General features: G+C 69.5%; 15 protein-coding genes. 11 read left to right on the forward strand and 4 right to left on the reverse strand.

The annotated features are described in order from the left end of the window. Window positions 1-172: 172 nt before the first annotated feature. From ABD848_RS16410 to pabB, 4 genes are all read left to right on the forward strand, one after another. A complete protein-coding gene (locus tag ABD848_RS16410) occupies window positions 173-508 on the forward strand; it encodes a hypothetical protein (RefSeq protein WP_344972858.1) in 336 nt (111 codons plus the stop codon). Window positions 509-657: 149 nt separating this feature from the next. Next, entirely contained in the window at window positions 658-1,338 is a 681-nt protein-coding gene (locus ABD848_RS16415) for an ABC transporter ATP-binding protein (protein ID WP_344972860.1), read from the forward strand. Next, window positions 1,335-3,551: an FtsX-like permease family protein gene (locus ABD848_RS16420; RefSeq protein WP_344972862.1), complete on the forward strand. Its 2,217-nt coding sequence runs from the start codon at window positions 1,335-1,337 to the stop codon at window positions 3,549-3,551. Before ABD848_RS16415 ends, ABD848_RS16420 begins: the two co-directional genes overlap by 4 nt. A 358-nt stretch (window positions 3,552-3,909) precedes the next feature. Beyond that, window positions 3,910-5,997, forward strand: a complete 2,088-nt coding sequence (gene pabB / locus ABD848_RS16425; RefSeq protein WP_344972864.1) for an aminodeoxychorismate synthase component I — start codon at window positions 3,910-3,912, stop codon at window positions 5,995-5,997. A gap of 24 nt (window positions 5,998-6,021) precedes the next feature. Here the strand turns inward: pabB and ABD848_RS16430 are convergent, their stop codons facing one another. Continuing rightward, window positions 6,022-6,984 (reverse strand): HpcH/HpaI aldolase/citrate lyase family protein, encoded by a 963-nt coding sequence (locus tag ABD848_RS16430; protein ID WP_344972866.1) that lies wholly within the window; start codon window positions 6,982-6,984, stop codon window positions 6,022-6,024. A 506-nt stretch (window positions 6,985-7,490) separates the two neighbouring features. Here ABD848_RS16430 and ABD848_RS16435 point away from each other — a divergent pair. Both ABD848_RS16435 and ABD848_RS16440 read left to right on the forward strand, forming a co-directional pair. Next, window positions 7,491-9,806, forward strand: coding sequence for a molybdopterin-dependent oxidoreductase (locus ABD848_RS16435; RefSeq protein ID WP_344972868.1), 2,316 nt, complete (start codon window positions 7,491-7,493; stop codon window positions 9,804-9,806). Window positions 9,807-10,203: 397 nt separating this feature from the next. Beyond that, window positions 10,204-10,641 (forward strand): cellulose binding domain-containing protein, encoded by a 438-nt coding sequence (locus ABD848_RS16440; RefSeq protein ID WP_344972870.1) that lies wholly within the window; start codon window positions 10,204-10,206, stop codon window positions 10,639-10,641. A gap of 110 nt (window positions 10,642-10,751) precedes the next feature. On the opposite strand, the gene ABD848_RS16445 is transcribed toward ABD848_RS16440, so the two are convergent. Next, window positions 10,752-11,927: a cation:proton antiporter gene (locus ABD848_RS16445; RefSeq protein ID WP_344972872.1), complete on the reverse strand. Its 1,176-nt coding sequence runs from the start codon at window positions 11,925-11,927 to the stop codon at window positions 10,752-10,754. A 14-nt stretch (window positions 11,928-11,941) separates the two neighbouring features. Further along, complete coding sequence (locus tag ABD848_RS16450) at window positions 11,942-12,421, reverse strand: cation:proton antiporter regulatory subunit (RefSeq protein WP_344972874.1); 480 nt, start codon at window positions 12,419-12,421, stop codon at window positions 11,942-11,944. Window positions 12,422-12,738: 317 nt separating this feature from the next. On the opposite strand from ABD848_RS16450, the gene ABD848_RS16455 reads away from it, so the two are divergent. The 4 genes from ABD848_RS16455 to ABD848_RS16470 all read left to right on the forward strand — a co-directional run bounded on the left by ABD848_RS16455 (window position 12,739) and on the right by ABD848_RS16470 (window position 16,710). Further along, window positions 12,739-13,839 carry a FecCD family ABC transporter permease gene (locus ABD848_RS16455; RefSeq protein WP_344972876.1) on the forward strand — a complete coding sequence of 367 codons (1,101 nt, stop codon included), beginning with the start codon at window positions 12,739-12,741 and terminating at the stop codon, window positions 13,837-13,839. 71 nt (window positions 13,840-13,910) lie between these two features. Beyond that, window positions 13,911-14,942 (forward strand): FecCD family ABC transporter permease, encoded by a 1,032-nt coding sequence (locus tag ABD848_RS16460; protein ID WP_425567575.1) that lies wholly within the window; start codon window positions 13,911-13,913, stop codon window positions 14,940-14,942. Then, on the forward strand, window positions 14,921-15,877 hold the full coding sequence (locus tag ABD848_RS16465) for an ABC transporter ATP-binding protein (RefSeq protein ID WP_344972971.1): 957 nt from the start codon (window positions 14,921-14,923) through the stop codon (window positions 15,875-15,877). Before ABD848_RS16460 ends, ABD848_RS16465 begins: the two co-directional genes overlap by 22 nt. 158 nt (window positions 15,878-16,035) lie before the next feature. Continuing rightward, a complete protein-coding gene (locus ABD848_RS16470; RefSeq protein ID WP_344972878.1) occupies window positions 16,036-16,710 on the forward strand; it encodes a Uma2 family endonuclease in 675 nt (224 codons plus the stop codon). Window positions 16,711-16,767: 57 nt separating this feature from the next. Here ABD848_RS16470 and ABD848_RS16475 read toward each other — a convergent pair whose 3' ends face one another. Next, complete coding sequence (locus ABD848_RS16475) at window positions 16,768-17,541, reverse strand: SDR family oxidoreductase (protein ID WP_344972880.1); 774 nt, start codon at window positions 17,539-17,541, stop codon at window positions 16,768-16,770. Window positions 17,542-18,231: 690 nt separating this feature from the next. Here ABD848_RS16475 and ABD848_RS16480 point away from each other — a divergent pair. Next, the gene (locus ABD848_RS16480) at window positions 18,232-18,765 is read left to right on the forward strand and encodes a DUF6069 family protein (protein ID WP_425567570.1); all 534 of its coding nucleotides are present in this window, start codon (window positions 18,232-18,234) and stop codon (window positions 18,763-18,765) included. Window positions 18,766-19,133 lie beyond the last annotated feature (368 nt).

Here is a 19,133-nt window from a genome sequence, read left to right on the forward strand (position 1 = left end):
GCGGAGCCGGTACGACCGCCTATAGCGCCCGCGCATCCACAGTGTTCAAAATACGCATCTGCGAGGAGCGCGATTGGGCACCCGATAGCTGTGCATCATGGGTCGCCTAGCCACCACTTCAAACCTTCCGAAATCCCCATAATGAACAAGAGAAAAGACTGGGGAATTTTTCATGCGAACGAAAAGGCTCGTACCGTTTTTGGCCATAGCCGCCGCACTCAGCGTGCCGGCCCTCGGCGAAACGGCCCATGCGGCGCTCAGGGTTTACCACGGTAAGGACAAGGCGATCGCCAACACCCAGGTCTACCTCTACGACAACGAGAACGACGGAAACTCCGTGGAGGCCCAATACCAGCGCCGGGCCTCCCCCGGCACCACACGCCACCTCTGGAACCACAGCGGAGGCGGAACGAGAGTCAGCAGCGGTTTCGGATCTAGCGTCATCAAGCTGCGTGTCTGCGAGGAGCGCGATTGGGCACCCGATAGCTGCACATCATGGGTCGCCTGAGCAACCGGACCGGCGGAGACTTCGCCCGTCTCCCTGGCTTCCCGGTTGACGACGGCCGATAGCAGCCGCTGACACCGGTGGAACGATCGTGTCCCAGGCCGGGCCACACCCCACGACAACTACCGAGAGTACATATTGCGAGGCACACGATGACAGGCCACGCGCCGAGCGCCCTCGACGTGGCGGGGCTCGGTTACCGCCTAGGCGGGCGAACGCTGTTTCAAGACGTGAACATGCGGGTGGCGCCGGGAAGATCGATCGTGGTGACGGGCCCCAGCGGCAGCGGTAAGAGCACTCTGCTGATGTGCCTGCTGGGGCTCTGCAAACCCAGCGCCGGCCGTATCACCGTCGACGGCCAGGAGATCACCCGGATGTGGCCACGGGCGCGCGCCCGGCTGCGCCGAACGACCATGGGCATGGTTTTCCAGGACGGGGAGCTGCTCCCCGAACTCAGCCCGGTGGAAAACGTCGCCTTGGCCGCTCTGCTCGCCGGACGCGGTCGCCGCGACGCCTACCCGAACGCCCAGCGACTCCTCGACGACCTTGGGGTCCCCTACGCGCACACGCGCACGGACGACCTCTCCGGCGGCGAGCGGCAGCGCACGGCGGTAGCGCGTGCGTTGATCACCGAGCCCACCGTGCTGCTGGCCGACGAGCCCACGGGCGCCCTCGACCCGGAAAGCAGAGACAACGTCGCCGAAACCCTGTTCTCATTGCCTCGCGAACGCGGGTGCGCGCTGCTCGTGGTCACCCACGATCGCCACGTCGCCGGCTACGGAGACCAGCGGGTGCGATTGGACGCGGGACACCTGGCCGAGGTGGCGGGATGAGGGAAAGGGGACTCGGCGCGGCGCTGCTGCGGATCGGGTGGTCGGCCGGGAAAGGCACACCGGGCGACCGGACGCGCTTTCTCGCTTTGGCGCTGGCTTCACTGGCGTTGACGTGTGCTCTCCTTGGCCTGGTGGCGGTCGTGGCCACCTTCGACGGCCGTGGCGCGCGGGCCGAGGCTCGCTCCCCGGTCGTGATCTCCGCGGAGCAGGACGGGCCCCCGGTCGGGCTGTGGGAGGAGCACCGGGACTCCATCGGTGAGGCCGGTCTATCCGTGGTCTACCTGACGGCACTCGACGAGACAGCTCCACCTCCACCGGGGCTCCCCCGGTGGCCGGCTCCCGGAGAGGTCTATCTCTCGCCCGGGCTCGTCGCCGACGGTGCCACCCAGACCGTCGAGACACGCTATGGCCGGCTCGTCGGCGTGATCGGCTCCTCAGGAGTGATCTCTTCCCGCGAACGGCTCATCTACGTCGGGGTGGAGCAGGGAGCGCGGGCCGAGCGACCGTCGGTGTTCGAGATCGCCGGCTTCGGCGCTTCCGCTGCTCCGATCCTGTTCGGCGACTCGGCCACCCTGCTCGGTAGAGCGGCGGCCGAACTGATGGTCGCCGCCTACGGTGTGCTGGTGCTGCTGCCTGCTCTGGCGCTGGGCGTTGTGGCCGCGCGGTTCGGCGCCTACGACCGGGACCGCCGCACCGCGCTGCTGCACGCGCTCGGCGCGGGCAACCGGCAGCGAGTGCTGGTGGCTCTCGGCGAGTCGGCGCTTCCGGTGGCGGTGGGACTGGCCGCGGGGACGGCGCTGGCGGCACTGTCGCTGTCGGCCGGTGTAGCACTGCCCGGATTCGACTACACGGTCTACGCGGCCGACCTACGGCGCTGGTGGTGGGCGGTGGTGCTGGCTCTCACCGCAGCGGCGCTCGCGCTGCCGACCGCCACCGTCATGCTACGGGCGCGGCCCGGGCGCCGACGCAGGTGGCTGCGCCCGTTGGGGCGGCGTTCCGGGACATGGCGGATCGGCCTGTTCGCGCTGTCGCTGTTCATCGCGCAGGGGGCTGCCTTCCTGCCTCCCGGGAGCCCGTTCGGTGTCCCCGTGTACGCGGTGGGACTGTTCGGGACCGCGGCACTGTTGCCCGCCGCGTTCGCGGCCCTGACCGCTGCCGTGGGCCGGATCGTGGCGGCGTTGGGGCGTGGCCACGCCGCTGTCGTGGTGGCGGGCCGCTGGTGCGCCGCCCACCCCGGCGTCATCGCCCGGTTGGTCGCTCCGGTGGTCATCGGTGTCATCGTCGTCGTGCATATCCAATACTTCGCCGCCTCGGGCTCCTCGGGTCTGGCGCGGGCACGGGCCTCCCAGGAACGGGTAGGTGACTCCGTGCTGCTGATCGAACCGCAGCGGCTCACCGAGGAACGGGTGGCCGCGATCGAGGACGCACTCCCCGAGCAGAGCCACCTCCTGGCCGTGCGCCCCGCCGCGGGCGCGAGCGGCGCAGCCACCGCCATACGCGGCCCGTGCGCGGCACTGCGGGAGATGGAGGTGGCGTGTTCTCCAACCCCCACCGTCTTGACGGCATCGGACGGTGATACGCGCGCTCAGGAACTGCTGCACTGGTTGAGCGGTGGGCCGGCCGGTGACGTGACCGTGCGGGTCGCCCCCATAGCGGATTCGGAACCCGCCGAGAACGACCGCCCGCAGGCCAAACTGGTCGTGCTCAGTCCCCCTACGACGGCGCCGTCGCTGGACCAGCTCAAAAACCGGGTTCTCCCAGTGCTGGCGCCGGGGGCCACGGTCACCCGTTTCGGGGAGAGCTGGCTGCTCGGGGCGGTCGACGACGATCGGCGCGCCGAGTGGGGAGTGCTGTTGGGCCTGTGTGGGCTGGTCCTGCTCACCACAGCGGCCATGGTCAGCGCCAGTGCCGAATTTCTGCGCTTCGCCCGCGCACTGGGGCCGTTGACCGCCCTCACCGAACGCCGTGGCCTGTTCATCAGAGTCGCGCTGGGGTTTTTGACCTTACCGCTGCTTGGGGCGGGAGGCTGCGCGGCGGCACTGACGCTCGGACTGAGCGGCACGCTGCGCCAGACCCTGGATATCCCGATGCCCCCGCCCTCGTCGCTGGCTGCGCTCCTGGGCGGGTGTGCGGCGTTGGCGCTGACCGCCGGGGGCTACGCGGGGGGCAGCGCCGCCCGCGGTGCCGCCCACTGGCGCCCCGGTCAGGGGTGACCGGCTGGCGGTGAGGTGCCGGGCCGAGGCGGCCCTCCCCCGGTATCGCCACAAGAATGGCTGCCGGCTATTCTCGATGCCCGGAATAGCCGGCAGCCACACGTCGCGACGATCATGGCCGCCCCTTCGGCGGCCGGCGCGGCCAGGCATGGCTAGGCGGCCGAGCGGCAGCGGAGCCGGAGCGGCAGCACGGGGCGGTGGCCCCGGCGGCACACGACCGGCCCTGAGGCGACGCGATCCCCACACACCGAGGTAGGACACGAGGCCGCCCGCTGCGCCAAAGGATCGCTGAGCCACACGTCTGCGCCCCGTGCGAGGAGCCTCACCCGCACAGGACGAGCCAGGAACCCCGAACCTCATGCGCACACTGCTGATCGACAACTACGACTCCTTCACCTACAACCTGTATCAGCTCCTGGGCCAGGTGAACGGCGCGCCACCCACCGTGGTCCGCAACGACACCCCCTGGCGGGAGCTACCGCTGGGCGAGGTGGACAACATCGTGATCTCACCCGGTCCCGGCCGTCCGCAGCGCGCCGACGATGTCGGGGTCAGTGCCCGCGCGATCCGCGAAAGCGGCCTGCCGATCCTGGGCATCTGCCTAGGACACCAGGGCATCGCCCACCTGTACGGCGGCGAGGTCGCCCACGCCCCCGCGCCGATGCACGGCCGGGTCGGCGAAATCCACCACACCGGCCAGACCATCTTCGAGGCTCTGCCCTCCCCGTTCAGGGCGGTGCGGTACCACTCGCTGGCCGTGACCCGGCTGCCCGCCGCACTCCAAGGGCTCGCCTGGACCGGCGACGGGGTGCTGATGGGGCTGCGTCACCGCCACGCCCCGCTGTGGGGCGTACAGTTCCACCCCGAGTCGATCGCCACCGAGCACGGACACGACCTGCTCGCCCGTTTCCGCGACCTCACCCCAGCCCGACGCCGGCGCGTCCCGGCCCTGCCGGCGGCACCGGCCTCACCCGAGCGCCTTGCCTACAACGTGCAGATGCGGCGGCTACCGCTGCTCCCCGACCCGGAAACCGCCCACGAGACGCTGTTCGGCGATGCCCACACCCGTTTCTGGCTCGACAGCAGCCTCGTCGCCGACGGGCTGTCCCGGTTCTCTTTCATGGGCGACGGCAGCGGTCCACACGCCGAGCACGTCAGCTACCGAGTCGACGAGGGGACCGTCACCGTGCGTCGCCCCGGACGGGAGCCCGAACGGATACCCCAGCCCTTCTTCGATTACCTCAACACCCAACTACGCCAGCGCCATGTGGCACCACCCGCGGACCTGCCCTTCGAGTTCAACCTCGGCTACGTCGGCTATCTCGGCTACGAACTCAAAGCCGAGACCGGCGGCGCTGCCGCCCACCGCGCCGAAACACCCGACGCGGCGCTGCTGTTCGTCGACCGGATGCTGGTGCTCGACCACGCCGAAGGGGTCAGCTACCTGCTGTGCCTGAGCCCACGAGCCGACGACCCCGCGACCACGGCGTGGCTGGAGGCCACCGAGGAGCGGCTGCGCTCACTGCCCCCCGCGTCCCAGGCGAGCACGACACCGCTGACGAGGCCGTGCCCCCGAGCCGATACCGAGCTGAGAGGGCAGGGAGTCGAACTGCGCCACGACCGGGAGGACTACCTCAAACGCATCGCCGAGTGCCTGTCCGAGATCGGCGACGGCGAATCCTACGAGGTCTGCCTGACCAACACCGCTACGAAGAACGTCGCGCTCGACGCCCGACGCGCATACGCGCACCTGCGCACGCTCAGCCCGGTGCCCTACGGAGCGCTGCTGGAGTTCCCCGAACTGCGCGTGCTCAGCGCTTCCCCGGAGCGTTTCCTGTCGGTCAGCGCGGCCGGCCGGGTGGAGTCCAAACCCATCAAAGGCACGCGCCCACGCGGACAAAGCCCGGAACACGACGCCTGGCTGCGCGCGGACCTGCTGGGCAGCGAGAAGGATCGTGCCGAGAACCTGATGATCGTCGACCTGGTCCGCAACGACCTCGCCACCGTGTGCGAGATCGGTTCGGTGCACGTTCCCCAGTCGTTCCAGGTAGAGACCTACGCGCCGGTGCACCAACTCATCTCGACCGTCCGGGGGCGGCTGCGGGCCGCTACCTCGGCCGTGGACTGCGTCCGCGCCGCATTCCCCGGTGGCTCGATGACCGGAGCGCCCAAGGTCCGCACCATGGCCATCATCGACCGCCTCGAAGAGGGACCGCGCGGGGTCTACTCGGGGGCGTTGGGGTGGTTCGGTCTCAGCGGTGCGGCCGACCTGAGCATCGTCATCCGCACCCTCGTGGCCACCGACGAGCGGGTCAGCTTCGGCACCGGCGGGGCCATCGTCGCCCTGTCCGACCCGGTCGAGGAGTTCACCGAGACCATGGTCAAGGCCCAGACCATGGCCGCTGTCCTGACACCCGGCGGGGAGACTCCCGCTCCGGCCGGGTGACGTCCGGTTTTCCTCGCGTCCTGGCTACCCCTCGGCGGCATCCGGGACGAAGCTTTTGGTGCGCCGGAGCCCGGCCGCGCGGCCTTTACCGGCCACGACCAGCGCCATCTTGCGCGACGCCTCGTCGAGCATCTCGTCGCCGAGCATCACCGCGCCGCGCCGCTGCACCGTAGTGGCGTGCTCATAGGCGTCAAGGATGAGTTCGGCATGGTCGTAGTCCTCTTGGGAGGGAGCGTAGATCTCGTTGCCCGCCTCCACCTGGCTCGGGTGCAGCACCCACTTACCGTCATAGCCCAGCGCGGCGGTGCGCCCGGCGGCGCGGCGAAACCCTTCAACGTCGCGTATCTGTAGGTAGGGACCATCAATGGCCTGTAGGTCGTTGGCACGCGCGGCCATCAGCATGCGCATCAGCACATAGTGGTAGGCGTCGCCGGGCTCGTAGCCGGGCGGCTGCTCCCCCACCACGAGAGTCTTCATGTTGAGCGAGGCCATGAAGTCGGCCGGACCGTAGACCAGCGTCTCCACGCGGGGCGAGGCGGCAGCGATGTCGTCGACGTTGACCAGCCCACGGGCGTCCTCGATCTGAGCCTCGATACCGATCCGGCCGACCTCCAGACCGTTGGCCCGCTCGATCTGGGTGAGCAACAGGTCCAGCCACCGCACATGGCTCGCCTCGGTCACCTTGGGCAGCACTAGACAGTCGAGGGCGGCTCCGGCCCCCTCGACGACGGTGATGACATCGCGGTAGGTCCACTCGGTCGTGAGGTCGTTGACCCGCACGGTGCGGACCTTGCCGTCCCATCCACCCTCGTTCAGCGCCGCCACGACCGTGTCACGCGCCGCGTCCTTTTCGAGCGGCGCGACGGCGTCCTCCAGGTCCAGGAAGAACGCATCCACAGCCAGCCCGCGCGCCTTGTCGATGAACCGCGGGTTCGAGCCCGGAACCGCCAGAACCGACCGCCGCGACCGCGAGACTGTCGCACTCATGAACACCTCTTCTCACCGGTTCTCCCCGCCGACGCCCCAAGTCTGGCACCCGAGCCGACGGCCGGTTGTGGACACCCTCTCCCAGGTTTGCTCAGCAAGGCCGCGTAAGCTGGCGCCCTCCCCAGGCACAGCCGAGCTGGGCAGGGCAACGCGGAGATCACCAGGGGCGACCTTGCGGCGCCGCGCCAGCATTGCCCGCCCGTTACGGCAGTGTGACTTTGGGGTGAACTGCGCCCATGTTTGACGTAACGTTTTCCGCTAGCGGGACAAACCGCCCCGAATAATGCGAATCAGACTGTTCCCCACGGTTCCCCGCCACGTGAGCGGCATCGTCGAAGCGACGCACCGGGAGAACACCGGCACCAATCCGCGCAGCCCCAGAACCTGACCAAACCAGACAAACACGGCACCCCGTTACGGCGCCGATCGAGGAAGCGGGAACCCACAACGAGCTCCGCGCCCCGGGGCAGGAGGAATCTCCCGCATCCACACGGGAGAGGACGCCAATGTCAGTACCCATCCCCACCAGCAGCCACTGGGGCTCCTACGAGGTCCTCGTGCAGCAAGGACGGGTCGTGGGAGTCAGACCCGACCCCAACGACCCAGCGCCCTCCCCCATCATCGAAAACACCCCCGACGCCCAACACCACCCCACACGCGTCGCATGCCCGACCGTACGGCGGCGCTGGCTCGACAACGGCCCCGGCGCCGACGATCGGCGCGGCGCTCCCGACGACGAGTATGTGGAGCTGTGTTGGGAGAGCGTCCTCGACGTGCTCGCCGGTGAACTGGAGCGGGTGCGCGGCGACTACGGCAATGCCGCCATCTACGGCGGGTCCTACGGTTGGGGCAGTGCCGGACGGTTCCACCACTGCCAAAGCCAACTCCACCGCTTCCTCACCACTCTCGGCGGCTACACCGGCTCGCGTGACACCTACAGCCACGCCGCCGTCGAGGTGCTGTTCCCACACGTCGTGGGCGCACGGGGTGCCCACGACCTGCTGCGCCGCCCCGTCACCTGGGGAGCTATCGCCGAACACACCGACCTCATCATCACCTTCGGCGGTCTGCGGGTCTCCAACACCTGGACCGTCTCAGGCGGCCGGGCGGCCCACATCGCCGAACCGGGCATGCGCGAGGCGGCGCGGCGAGGGGTGCGCGTGGTCTCGATCAGCCCGCTGCGCGACGACACCATGGCGGAGATGAAAGCCGAGTGGCTGGCCGCCTCCCCCGGCACCGACACCGCCGTCCTGCTGGCGCTGATGCACGTGTTGTTCACGGAGGGGCGAGCCGACACGGAGTTTCTGGAGCGCTACACCGTCGGCGCCGACGTACTCCGCCGCTATGTGCTGGGCGAGTCCGACGGCGTGGCGAAGACACCGGAGTGGGCGGGCGCGCTCAGCGGCCTGCCCGCGGAGGCGCTGCGCGACCTGGCCCGCCGGGCGGCGGCCGGCCGCACCTTGGTCAACGTGGGCTGGTCGGTGCAGCGCGCCCGTTACGGCGAACAGCCGCTGTGGGCCGGCATGGCCCTGGCCGCGTGCCTAGGCCAGGTGGGGCTGCCCGGCGGCGGGTTCGCCACTGGCTACGGGTCGATGGGCAACTACGGGGGTGGCGCCACCCCCGGCGGGCTGCCCACGCTGCCGCAGGGCATCAACCCGATCCCCACGAAGATCCCGGTCGCGCGCGTGAGCGACATGTTGCTGCACCCGGGCGAGCCGTTCGATTTCAACGGCCGGCGGCAACGCTACCCCGACATCCGGCTGGTCTACTGGTCAGGCGGCAACCCCTTCCACCACCATCAGGACCTCACCCGGCTCAGCCGCGCGTTCGGGCGGCCAGAGACGGTCGTCGTCCACGAGACGCACTGGACCGCCACCGCCCGCCACGCCGACATCGTGCTGCCCGCCACGACCACGCTGGAGCGCGACGACTACGCGGCAAGCCAGGGGGACGTGCGACTGCGGGCCATGCCGCGGGCGGTCCCGCCCCACGCCGAGGCACGCGACGAATACGACACGTTCGCCGCCCTGGCCGGCAGGTTGGGGGCCGAGCTGGCCTTCACCGAAGGCCGGACCTCGGCGCAGTGGCTGGCCCACCTCTACGAGAAGTGGCGCCGCCGCTGGCGCCAGGCACTGCCGAACTTCGCCGAATTCTGGGAGGCGGGGGGCGTGGACCTCCCCGGCCGCACCGAGGACGAGACCCTGCTCGGCGCGTTTCGGGCCGATCCCGATTCGGCGCCGCTACAGACTCCCAGCGGCCGGATCGAACTGTACTCGGCCACCATCGACGGGTTCGGCTACTCCGACTGCCCTGGGCATCCGACATGGCTGGCGCCCCAGGAGCGGCTGGGCTCGCAGCGCTCCCAGACATGGCCGCTGCTGCTGGTGGCCAACCAGCCCAGTGGCCGGCTGCACAGTCAACAGGACATGGGCGCGCACAGCCGCTCCCAGAAGGTCGCCGAGCGCGCGCCGATCCGGTTGCACCCCGACGACGCCGCCGTGCGGGGGATCGGGGACGGTGACGTGGTGCGGGTCGCCAACGACCGGGGGAGTTGTCTGGCCGGGGCCGTGATCAGTGACGACGTGCGTCCCGGGGTGGTGCAGCTCTCCACCGGCGCCTGGTACGACCCCTCCGGGGCGCAGGCCGGCGAGGCCACGTGTGTCCACGGCAACCCCAACGTGCTCACCGCCGATGTTGGCACCTCGTCGCTGAGCCAGGGGTGTACCGGCCAACACGCGCTGGTGGAGGTCGAACGCTACGCGGGTGAGCCCCCGCCGGTTCGGGTGTTCACGCCGCCGCGTACCACCACGGCCAGTTCCTGAGTTCCCGTGGACCGGCGACGGCGGGGCCGCCCCGCTATACGGCCGTTCCCGCGCCCCGTCGATCGGGAACGGCGCGAGGCACGGAAGGAAATCCGCGTGCCCCATCTGCCGTGAGCATCGGCGGTACGCAACCAGCCTCACCGGGAGGTAATTTAGCCATCACGAGCCGTTGACATGAGAGCAGAATCACATCATTATGGGAGCGCTCCCAAGATGTGTGTGAGAAGCGGACCCGAAGGCGGGGTGGTAACAGCCTGGTTGCGCCTCTACGGCGCCTATCCCCCACGCGAACGCGAGCTCGGCGGCAGCCGCCCCTCTCCTCCCACTCCCCGGCTAGCGGCCGGGCCGCGTTCGTGCCACGCGCCCAGTGCGCATTCCGCGAGAAAGGAACATGGCTGTGCGGCTCCTACGCACCATCCCCCTGCTCGGCGCACTCACCGCTGTTCTCGGCGCGCTCACCGTGGCCGCCCCCGCCGAGGACGCCACGGCAGCCCCCGCCTGCCAGGTCGATTTCCACGTCTCCGACACCTGGGCAACCAGCACCACCCTGCGCTACGTCGCCTCCGTATCAGTGAAGAACAACACGCCCCAGGAGATCCAGGACTGGGTCCTGCGATGGAGTTTCGTCAACGATGAGGTCATCGCCGACGCCCAGGGGGTGGACTGGGCCCAAACCGGCGGTCTCGTCCACGTGGACGGCCTCTCGTGGAACAACGACATCGCGCCCGACAAACCGGTCTCGTTCGACCTCCTCGTCAACGGTCCCCACCGGCTCTCCCCTGAGAACTTCGTACTCCAGGACACCTTCCGCTGCGAGGTCGCCTACTCCGACTGACCCGCTTGAGCCCTCACCGAATTCCCGATGGGTGTTCCCGCCTTTCCCCGCCCATCGGGGGTCCAGCGGGGTGGGGCCAGCCCGTGAACCGGCCCCACCCCCGGACACACTCACGCACCGGCCTCCGACTGCCTCCGGCGCGGCGCTTTCCGCGCCGGCAGAACACCGACGAGGTAGGTGGCGATCGGGCCGGCGATGGCCAGCGTGATCACATAGGCCGCAGCCAACGGGACCAGCGAAGGCTCGATCCCCGCCGCCAGACCCGCGATCACGATCGAAAACTCCCCACGCGCGATCAGCACGGTGCCCGCACGCAGCCGACCACGCAAGGCCGCCCCCTCGCGCCGCGCCGCGTACCACCCGGTGAGCACCTTGGTCACAGCGGTAACAGCCGCCAAGGCCAGCGCCACCGGTAGCAGCGGAACCAACTCGCGCGGGTCGATCGTCAGCCCGATCGCCAGGAAGAAGACGAGGGCGAACAGGTCCCGCACCGGCTCGATCACCCGGCGCGCCCGATCAGCCAGCGGCCCGCTCAACGCCAACCCGATCAAAAACGCCCCCACCGGCGCCGAAGCACGGGCGAACTCGCTGAGACCAGCCACCAGCAGCGTCAACCCCATCACCCGAAGCAGAAACTGTTCGGAGTGCTGGGTGTCGACCAAGCGCCCCAACACGTGGTGCAGCCGGTGCGACACGAAAAACGCCAGGGCGAGAGCGCACAGGGCCGTACCGAGCGCCAGGGACATCTGCCCCAGGGTGCCGCCGATAGCCAGCGACCCCATGAGGGGCAGGTAGATCGCCATAGCGATGTCCTCCAGCACCAGGATGGACAGCACTGAGGGGGTCTCCCGGTTACCCAAGCGCCGCAGGTCGCTCAGCAGCCGGGCCACGATCCCGGAGGAGGAGATCCAGGTGATGCCGGCCAGCGCGAGGCACCCACCCCAACTCAGCCCCAGCACCCAGCCCAGCAACGCCCCCGGCACGGCGTTGAGCAAGCCGTCGACCAGCGCCGAAGGCAGGTGACGCCGGAGGCTGTGGGTGAACTCGGTGGTGGAGAACTCCAGGCCGAGCAGGAGCAGCAACAGGACGACGCCGATGGCCGCGCCGGTTTCGACAAACTCCCCTACAGCGGGGATCGGGGCGATGCCCCCCTCCCCCAGCGCCAACCCGGCAAGCAGGTACAGCGGGACGGGAGAGAACGCCCACCGGCGCGCTACCGCAGCGAGAAAACTGAGCACGAGGAAGACCGCGCCCAGTTCCATGAGCAAAGTCGCGGAGACGTGCATGGCACGATCACCGCTCAGCCGTCGATTATGGCTTGGACACCCGCGATACCTTCATGCGTACCAATGACAACGAGGATGTCACCTGCCTGGAGGGACTGCTCAGGGCCGGGAGAGGCGATCACGTCCTCGCCTCGCACCAAAGCCACGATCGAAGCACCTGTCCTGGTGCGGGCACGGGTCTCCCCCAGCGTCTTACCGACGAAAGAGGAATCCGACGGCAACTCCATCTGGCCTGCGCTCAGCCCCGGGATCTCTTTGGCCAGGTCAGCGAAACGCTCCGCCACTCGGGGCGCGCCAAGGATCTCAGAGAGGGCGTCGGACTCCTCGGGGGTGAGCCTGAGCAATGACTGGGGCTCGTCGGGGTCGGGACCGTTGTAGCGCACCAATTCGGCGTCACCACTACGGTGCGCCACGATGCCGATCCGTTCGCCTTCAGCGGTGGTGAACTCGTAGCGAATCCCCACACCGGGCAGTAGAACTTCGGTGACCTCCATGCCCCCGATCTGCCCCCCAAACGTGAAACCTGAACCTCCCCTGTTCCCCGCTTTTGCGGCGGGACAGGACACCACTGGAAAACCATACCCGCTCACGTCGGAACATCCCAGTGGCTGCGGGGACGCTCCCGCTGCTTTCCCATGCGTCAAGTATCGATGGCCCGACGTGGGGTGATGGGGGTGGGTATGTGAGAGATGCGCACTTCCGCCATCCTACGATGTAGGTTAGCCTTTACTAAGTTTATGCACGTCGCTCCGGAGGAAGTGGTGGATCTACGGTTTCGGCGCCCCCATCCCGGGTGCCCGGGTGGGGCGCGATGACCCTGGAACGTCCCTCCTCCGCCATCGCCGACAGCGAGAACACCGATGACGCCTTGGCAGCTCGCGCGGCCCTGAACCAGCGCACCACGGCGCACACCCGCGTCCAACTGCTACGCGTCGTCGGCCTGCTCGTCGGACTCGGAGTGCTGGTGCTGTGCGTGATGCTCAGCATCTCCGTGGGAGCCAAACCCATCCCGCTCCCCACGGTGTGGCACGCGCTGATCGACGACCAAGGCTCCTACAACCAGGACGTGATCTTCGAGCTACGGCTCCCGCGCACTGTCCTCGGAATAGCCATCGGCGCCTCCCTCGGCGTGGCCGGGGCACTCATGCAGGCGCTCACCCGCAACCCGATCGCCGACCCCGGGCTGCTCGGCATCAACGCCGGGGCCGCCATGGCAGTGGTCGTCGCGATCTTCATCTTCGGGTTGACCGACCTCACCTCGTATGTGTGGTTCGGTTTCCTTGGCGCCGCGGTGACAGCGTTCGTGGTCTATTTCCTGGGATCGCGCGGGCGAACCGGGGCGACGCCGGTGCGGCTGGCGCTGGCCGGGACCGCCGTGGCGGCCGTCCTCATCGGCCTGATGAACGGCATCGTCATCGTCAACGACTTCGTCTTCGACCAGATCCGGTTCTGGCAGGTCGGGTCGCTGGTGGGCCGTGACATGGCCATCTTCGCGCAGGTGCTGCCGTTCCTGCTCATCGGGCTTGCCATCGCGCTGTTTCTCGGGTCCTCCCTCAACGCGATCGCCCTAGGGGAGGACATGGCCGCCGCCCTGGGAGCGCGCATCAACCGCACCCGCGCGGTGTCGGCGCTGGCGATCGTGCTGCTGTGTGGCGGGGCGACGGCGGCTGCCGGCCCGATCGGGTTCGTGGGGTTGACCATTCCGCACGTGGCCCGCGCCATCACCGGCCCCGACCAACGCTGGGTGTTGCCCTACTCCGCTGTGCTCGCCGCGATCTTGCTCGTAGGAGCCGACACCCTCGGCCGGATCGTGCTGCCCAGCGGGGAATTGGAGGTCGGCATTATCACGGCACTCGTCGGCGCCCCCGTGTTCATCGCGCTCGTTCGCCGCACCAGGATGGCCCAGCTTTGAGCACGACCAAGAGCCAGCCCGCCCCCGCAGCCGACCGCACGCGGCAGGGGCGCCGCGACAGTGGCGACGCCGTGCGTGTGGTGCGGCTCGCCGGGGACGCGGTGTCGTTTCGGCTCCGTACGCGGATGACCTTCATCTACGGCACACTCGTGGCGGCCACGCTCGTCGTGTTCGCCATAACCCTGATGGTGGGCGACTACGAGATCCCGCTGCCGCGGGTACTCCTGGCGCTGACCGGGGAGGGCGAACGGCTCGACGTCTTCTTCGTGCAGGGCATGCGGCTGCCGCGCGCGTTGACGGCGATCCTGGTGGGAGCGGCGCTGGGCGTGGCCGGCGCAGTGTTCCAGAGCCTGTCGCGCAACCCCCTGGGCAGCCCCGACATCATCGGCTTCACCAGCGGCGCGGCCACCGGCGCGGTCCTGACCATCCTGGTGCTGGGCGGCGGCATGACCCAGACCTCCATCGGCGCGGTCATCGGGGGGTTGGGCACGGCCGGCCTGGTCTATCTGCTGGCGCTCAAACGCGGCGTGCAGGGCTACCGGCTGATCCTGGTGGGCATCGGCGTCAACGCGATGCTGCTATCGGCGCGCGACTACCTGATGACACGCGCCGAACTGACTGAGGCGATGACCGCGCAAGTCTGGCTCGTGGGCAGCCTCAACGGCCGCGACTGGACGCAGGTCGTCGCTGTTAGCTGCGGCACCGGCGTGCTGATCCCCCTCATTCTTGGACTGGGGCCGCGGCTGCGGCTGATGGAGATGGGCGAGGACAGCGCGCGGGCCCTGGGGGTGCCCACACAGGCGACACAGGCCACGGCGCTGCTGACGGCAAGCGCCCTGACCGGTTTCGGCATCGCCGTGGCGGGGCCGATCGGTTTCATCGCGCTGGCAGCGCCGCAACTGGCGCGGCGACTGGTGCGCGCCAACGGCACGACGCTGTTGGGCGCCGGGCTGATGGGAGGTTTCCTGCTCTTGACCGCCGACCTCATCGCCCAGCGGGCACTGGCGCCCATCCAGCTTCCCGTGGGGGTGGTCACGGCCGTGGTGGGCGGGAGCTACCTGGTGTGGCTGTTGTACCGGGAATGGCGCACCGGCCGGGGGTGAGCCGGCCGAGACACGCAAGTCGCGCACGTCGTACCCATCGAGGGGAGAGCACCATGTCCGAGCCCGCACGGTTGTGGGGAGAGAACCTGACGCTGGCCTATGACCAGCGCGTCATCTCGCGGGAGTTGGGGATCACCATCCCCGACGGCTCCCTGACGGTGATCGTGGGTCCCAACGCCTGCGGTAAATCCACGCTGCTGCGGGCGCTGTCGCGGATGCTCAAGCCGGCGGCCGGCGCCGTCCACCTCGACGGCAGGCTCATCAGCTCCTACCCCTCCAAGGAGGTGGCGCGACGGTTGGGGCTGCTGCCGCAGTCCTCGATCGCGCCGGACGGCATCACCGTGGCCGACCTGGTCGCGCGGGGCCGCTACCCGCACCAGAAGTTCCTGAAGCAGTGGTCGCGCGCCGATGAGCGCATCATCGCCGAGGCGATGGCGGCGACGCGGGTTTCGGACCTGGGCTCGCGCATGGTCGACGAGCTCTCCGGCGGCCAGCGCCAGCGAGTGTGGCTGGCCATGGTGCTGGCACAGCAGACGCCGCTGCTGCTGCTCGACGAGCCCACCACCTACCTCGACATCGCCCACCAGATGGACGTCTTGGACCTGTGTGCCGAACTGCACCACGACCGCGGCCACACGCTCGTGGCGGTGCTGCACGACCTCAACCACGCCTGCCGCTACGCCACGCACCTGATCGCGATGAGTGACGGCCAAGTGGTCGCCCAAGGCGATCCGGCCGAGATCATCACCGCCGAACTCGTGGAGGAGGTGTTCGGGCTGCCCTGCCGGATCATCCCCGACCCCGAGACCGGCACGCCGCTGGTGGTGCCCGCCGACCGCCGCGGCAAGATCGCCAAGCGCGCCGCCGCGCGGCAGGACGGGAGCACACCACCGGAAGAAGCCCCCGTAGCGGCGGGGGCGCGCCAGTCGGCCTGAGCGGAACAGCCCGGCGCGGGCGGTCACGGCGCCGGATGCCGATAGACGGGGGCGACCCTGAGTGGTGTGTCGCTGATCTTTTCGGGTTTTCTTAGCGTTTTCCTGTGATGACGTTCTGTGATGGTCAAGGCTGGATCGCATGTACCCGGGGAGGCACAATGACTGTCATGAGCATCAGCGAGACACCACCCCACGTGTCACTCCCCCAGGACCGGCCACTGACGGTGGACGATCTGGCGAATACGCCGGACGACGGCCGCAAGTACGAGCTGGCCGACGGGAGGCTTGACGTGTCGGCGGCTCCCGTCTCGCTCCCTACACGGGCCGAAGGTCGGCTCGTAGTCCACTTGGGCATCTCAGCGCCCGAGGAGTTCGAGGTTCATCCGAGTCCAGGCATGACCCTCAACGACATGCGCACCCGCCATCGCATCCCCGATGTGGCGGTGCTGCGCTGCGACGAAAGAGACAGTCCTTACCAGACCACACCGCCGGCCCTCGTGGTCGAGGTGGTCTCTCCGGAGAGCGTGTTCCGCGACAACCACACCAAGCGCCGTGAGTACGCTGAGTTCGGCGTGCCGGCCTACTGGGTGGTCAGCCCGGCGCTGGAGAAGCCGGCGCTGATCGAGTTCCGGCTGGTCGACGGCGAGTACCGCGAGGTGGCCCAAGCGGTCGACACCGACGTCTTCGAGACCGACCTGCCCTTCCCGGTGCGGCTGGTGCCGCGCTGGCTGGTCCAAGACGGACCGTGGAAACGCCACATCGGCGGCGAGGAGCAGGCGGCGCCGGCCGAACAGGCCGAAGACGCCGAGGCGACGGAGGCCGCCGAGGAGTGAGGGACCCCCGCGCCTCCGTGAACACGAGGCGTGGGAGGCGCCGGGGTCGGCGCGCTGTCACAAGGAGCGCAGCACACCGCCGTCGCAGCGGATCTGACTGCCGGTGACATAAGAGGCCGGCTCGCTGGCCAGGAAGGTGACCACGGCGGCGAACTCCTCGGGGGTGCCGAACCGGCCAGTGGGGATGCGGGCGATGGACTCGGCGCGGACCTGTTCGGGTGAGCGGCCGGTGCGTTCAGCCGTGGCGTGATCCAGCGCCACCAGCCGGTCGGTGTCGATGCGGCCGGGCAGCGCCAGGTTCACGGTGACCCCCTCTGGTGCCACCTCAGCGGCCAGGGTCTTGAGGTAGCTGGCCAGTGCCGCGCGGCCGGCGTTGGAGCCCACCATGCGCGGCGCCGGCTCCTGCACGAACGACGACCCCACGCCCACGATCCGCCCCCAGCGGCGTTCGCGCATGCCCGGCAGGACGGCGGCGATGAGGCGCTGGTGGGCGAGCAACTGGGTTTCCATCGCGCGCAACAGTTCGGTGTCGCTGATCTCGGCGGCAGTCATGGGAGGCGGTCCGCCGCCGTTGAGCACGCACACGTCCACGCCCCCGAACCATCCGATGGCGGCGTCGGCCAGTCGGGACGGGCCGTCGGGCTCGGTGAGGTCCAACTCCACGGCCAGCGCGGAGGGCAACTGGGCGGCGTGGCGGCGCAAGAGGTCGCCGCGGCGCGCTGCCATCACCACGTTCGCCCCCTCCGCGGCGAGCATGGTGGCGATCGCCAGACCGATGCCGCTGCTGGAGCCGGGAACGATGGCGGTGCGTCCCGCGAGTCCAGTGTCCATAACCGTGTCGCTCCTTCCCCCGGCCCGCGCTCCCACGATCGGCGGGCGCCGGCGACCATTGTGACGAACGGGTGCGGGGACGCTCCGGCGGAGCCCACACGTCCAACCGCCAGGCGCGTCCACAGTCGCCACACCCACGACATCGGTGACGTCGCCCGGGATAACACTGCCACCCCCGGCGGCGATCGGCGAGATCCGGGCATTCGGTCACGAGCGGGGCCGGTTCGGGACCAAACGACACCCCCGGCCAGCCGCGGCTCAAGCACACCGATCGCGCTCGGGTCTTAGGTTCTGTTTTTCGCACGGCTGGGGTGGAGGGGCTGTGGGGGCGTCGTCGGCTCGTGCCTCGATCGCTGCGCAATCTGGCCAGCCCGCGAGGGGTGCTCACCCGCGTACGCCCACCGCCCGCCCTCGCCGCCCCTCCAAAACAGAACCCTGCGACCGGCCACGGGGGCTCACCGCAGATGGGCAGGGGCGGTGGCACGCCACTCCCTACCTGGCTGTCGCCCCACCATCACTACGACGTTCCGTCACGACACAAACACCCTTAGGGATTATTGCCGGTGAATTACGGGTATTTGTGGTTATGACCGTTTTCTGCGCCGCATCAGGGGGATCGGCATGGGCGGATATGGCTTCGGCAACGGTGGCGGACGGAGAATCAACGCGACAAGACTGTGGGCGGGAGGATTGGCGACAGCGGTCGTGGCGGGACTGACCACCCTGGTCGGCGCGCTCATCTTCCGCGGCGTCCTCAACATCCCGGTGTTCGCAGACGCGACGGCGGGCGATTTCGGCGGCGTGGGAACGAGCCTGCACGCCCTCACCGCGGCCACGGCCGCGCTGACCGCCACCGGACTGCTACACCTGCTGCTGGTGAGCGCTCCCCGAGCGCTGCGATTTTTCAACTGGATCGTCTGGCTGGCCACAGCAGTGGCCACCGTCAGCCCATTCAGCCTGTCGAACCCACCGCTCGTACAGTTCGCCACGGCGATGGTCAACCTCGTCACCGGGGTCGCCATCGTCACCCTGCTGATGGGGGTCGGGGTCAGCGCCCGCGAGTGGAGCTACCCCCGCCGTTGGGAGACCGACGGCGACGACGACGCGGAGTCCGCGCTCGACAACGGGTGGCTCCAGCCCCCACCGGCTCCCCCGGAACGCGAGCACCATAGCGAGGGCCACGACGGCGTCGCCGGCGCCCAGCACCGAAGTCGGGAGGGGTGACGCCAGCCCCCACCCGGCCCGCGTGGCGCCGCGGAGCGGCTCCACCGGCAACCGTCGCACCGCCATTACGGTGAATCCAGAGGCACCCGCGGGGCGAGCAAGGGGGGATCGGCACCGTGGTGACTTCTCCTCGCACCCGAGCGCGGCGCTTCCCGCCCGCGGCGGCGGGAGCGCCCGCTCCAGGGCGCCCGCGCACCGGAAAGGGCACCGCCGCCCCTCATCGGCGCCGACTCGGCCATGCGCCCAAGACCCCACCGCGGTGGGGTCGCCACGGACCTCGGCGGGGTGAGCGGGAGGCCGCCGAGGCTGAAGCGCTGCCGTGCGGGAACGCGGGCGCGCCGCGCGGCCTCGGCGAGGACGGCGGTGGA

The sequence above is a fragment of the Salinactinospora qingdaonensis genome, from assembly GCF_039539445.1.
In the GTDB taxonomy this organism is placed as follows: Bacteria; Actinomycetota; Actinomycetes; order Streptosporangiales; family Streptosporangiaceae; genus Salinactinospora; species Salinactinospora qingdaonensis.

Bases quoted from the DNA above. Each gene is read 5' to 3' on its own strand.
- ABD848_RS16410 (WP_344972858.1), top strand. From the start codon at position 173: ATGCGAACGAAAAGGCTCGTACCGTTTTTGGCCATAGCCGCCGCACTC.
- ABD848_RS16415 (WP_344972860.1), top strand. From the start codon at position 658: ATGACAGGCCACGCGCCGAGCGCCCTCGACGTGGCGGGGCTCGGTTAC.
- ABD848_RS16420 (WP_344972862.1), top strand. From the start codon at position 1,335: ATGAGGGAAAGGGGACTCGGCGCGGCGCTGCTGCGGATCGGGTGGTCG.
- pabB (WP_344972864.1), top strand. From the start codon at position 3,910: ATGCGCACACTGCTGATCGACAACTACGACTCCTTCACCTACAACCTG.
- ABD848_RS16430 (WP_344972866.1), bottom strand. From the start codon at position 6,984: ATGAGTGCGACAGTCTCGCGGTCGCGGCGGTCGGTTCTGGCGGTTCCG.
- ABD848_RS16435 (WP_344972868.1), top strand. From the start codon at position 7,491: ATGTCAGTACCCATCCCCACCAGCAGCCACTGGGGCTCCTACGAGGTC.
- ABD848_RS16445 (WP_344972872.1), bottom strand. From the start codon at position 11,927: ATGCACGTCTCCGCGACTTTGCTCATGGAACTGGGCGCGGTCTTCCTC.
- ABD848_RS16450 (WP_344972874.1), bottom strand. From the start codon at position 12,421: ATGGAGGTCACCGAAGTTCTACTGCCCGGTGTGGGGATTCGCTACGAG.
- ABD848_RS16455 (WP_344972876.1), top strand. From the start codon at position 12,739: ATGACCCTGGAACGTCCCTCCTCCGCCATCGCCGACAGCGAGAACACC.
- ABD848_RS16465 (WP_344972971.1), top strand. From the start codon at position 14,921: ATGGCGCACCGGCCGGGGGTGAGCCGGCCGAGACACGCAAGTCGCGCA.
- ABD848_RS16470 (WP_344972878.1), top strand. From the start codon at position 16,036: ATGACTGTCATGAGCATCAGCGAGACACCACCCCACGTGTCACTCCCC.
- ABD848_RS16475 (WP_344972880.1), bottom strand. From the start codon at position 17,541: ATGGACACTGGACTCGCGGGACGCACCGCCATCGTTCCCGGCTCCAGC.